The organism is Kitasatospora sp. NPDC098663, assembly GCF_044760075.1.
Classification (GTDB): domain Bacteria; phylum Actinomycetota; class Actinomycetes; order Streptomycetales; family Streptomycetaceae; genus Kitasatospora.
In genome coordinates, this window is record NZ_JBIWAP010000136.1 from 1 (window position 1) to 1,592 (window position 1,592).

Sequence of the window (1,592 nt, forward strand, 5' to 3'; positions counted from 1 at the left end):
GAGCGGGCCCATCGACCAGCCGTCGGCGGCGATGTGGTGCACCACGACCAGCAGCGCGTGCCGGTCGGGGGCGAGCGCGTAGAGCTCCGCCCGGATCGGCGGCTCGGCGGCCAGGTCGAAGCCGCGCCGGGCCGCCTCGGCGAGCCGGTCGGCCAGCCGGCTCTCGTCGAGCTCGACCACCGGCAGCGGCGGGTGCGCCTCGTCCGCGCCCAAGACCTGCTGGTGGGGCACTCCGTCCGTCTCCCGCAGGACGGTGCGCAGGCTCTCGTGCCGGGCGATCACGTCCGCGAGTGCGGCGTGCAGGGCCGACCGGTCGAGGTCGCCGGTCAGGCTCAGGGCGAGCGGCATGTTGTAGGTGGCGCTCGGCCCGTCCATGCGGTGCAGGAACCACAGGCGGCGCTGGGCGAAGGACAGCGGGAGCTGCTCGGGGCGCGGACGGGCGGTCAGCGCGGGCCGCTCGGTGACGGATCCGTCGAGGCGGCCCGCCAGGGCGGCCACGGTCGGGTGCTCGAACAGCGTCCGGATCTCCAGTTCGGCGCCGAGGACGGCCCGGACCCGGGAGGCCAGGCGGGTCGCCAGCAGCGAATGTCCGCCCAGGTCGAAGAAGCTGTCCTCGACGCCGACCCGGGGCAGGCCGAGCACGTCGGCGAAGAGTTCGGCGAGCAGCTGCTCCTGCGGGGTGCGCGGCTCCCGGCCGCCGGCCGCCGTCCCCAGGTCGGGGGCGGGCAGCGCGCGGCGGTCGAGCTTGCCGTTGGCGGTCAGCGGCAGCGCGTCCAGCACCACGAACGCCGACGGCACCAGGTAGTCGGGCAGCCGGGCGCCCAGCCAGCTGCGGAGTTCGGCGGCGAGGGCCGGGGCGCCGCGCTTTCCTGCCGGGCGGTTGGTGAGCGCGGACAGCGCCGTGCCCGCACCCCGGGTGGGGCGGTACGCCTCGGCCGGTGCGGCGCTGAGTGCGGCGCCGGGTGTGCCGTCGGGTGCGTCGCTGAGTGCGTCGCTGGGTGCGCCGCTGAAGAGCACGTCCAGGGCGTCCGGGCCGGTGGCCGACCAGGTGACGGACACCCGGCGGCCGAGCGCGTCCCCGAGGGCATGGAAGTCCTCGGGATCGGGCGCCGCGTCCTGCTGCGGGGCGTGCAGCCGCTCCAGCAGCGGCCCGAGCGGGATGTCCTCCTCCTGCACGGCCCGGGCCAGGGCCGCCTCGCCGACCACGCGGCGGTTGGGTGCCCCGGTGATCCGGACCGGGCGGCCGTCGTGCCGCCCGAGGAGCTCGCACAGCTCCGGCAGAGCGGCCACGTCCCGGCCCCAGCGGAGTTCGACCGGCTCGTCGCCCTGCGCCGGGGCGGCGGGCCGCTGGCGAAGGGTGACGTCGTAGCGGTAGCGGGTCAGCTCGTTGTGGTGGCGGCCCCGCTTGACCTCCACCGTCACCGCGCCGATGCCGGCGCCGTGCTCCCGCAGGACGGTGAAGAAGTCCGGGTCGACCAGAAGCTCCTTCTCCACCAGCAGGGACTGCTCCACCGCGCGCCGCACGGCGGGCAGATCGGCGCCGTCGGCAGCCCGGTGCAACTGCACGGCGGTGGCCAGCGGGCGCAGCAGTC

At 76.6% G+C, this 1,592-nt stretch carries 1 protein-coding gene; it reads right to left on the bottom strand.

The window, feature by feature from the left end:
* On the bottom strand, nucleotides 1–1,592 hold a 1,592-nt coding region (locus ACIQVZ_RS42440), incomplete at both ends, for a condensation domain-containing protein (RefSeq protein ID WP_402458546.1).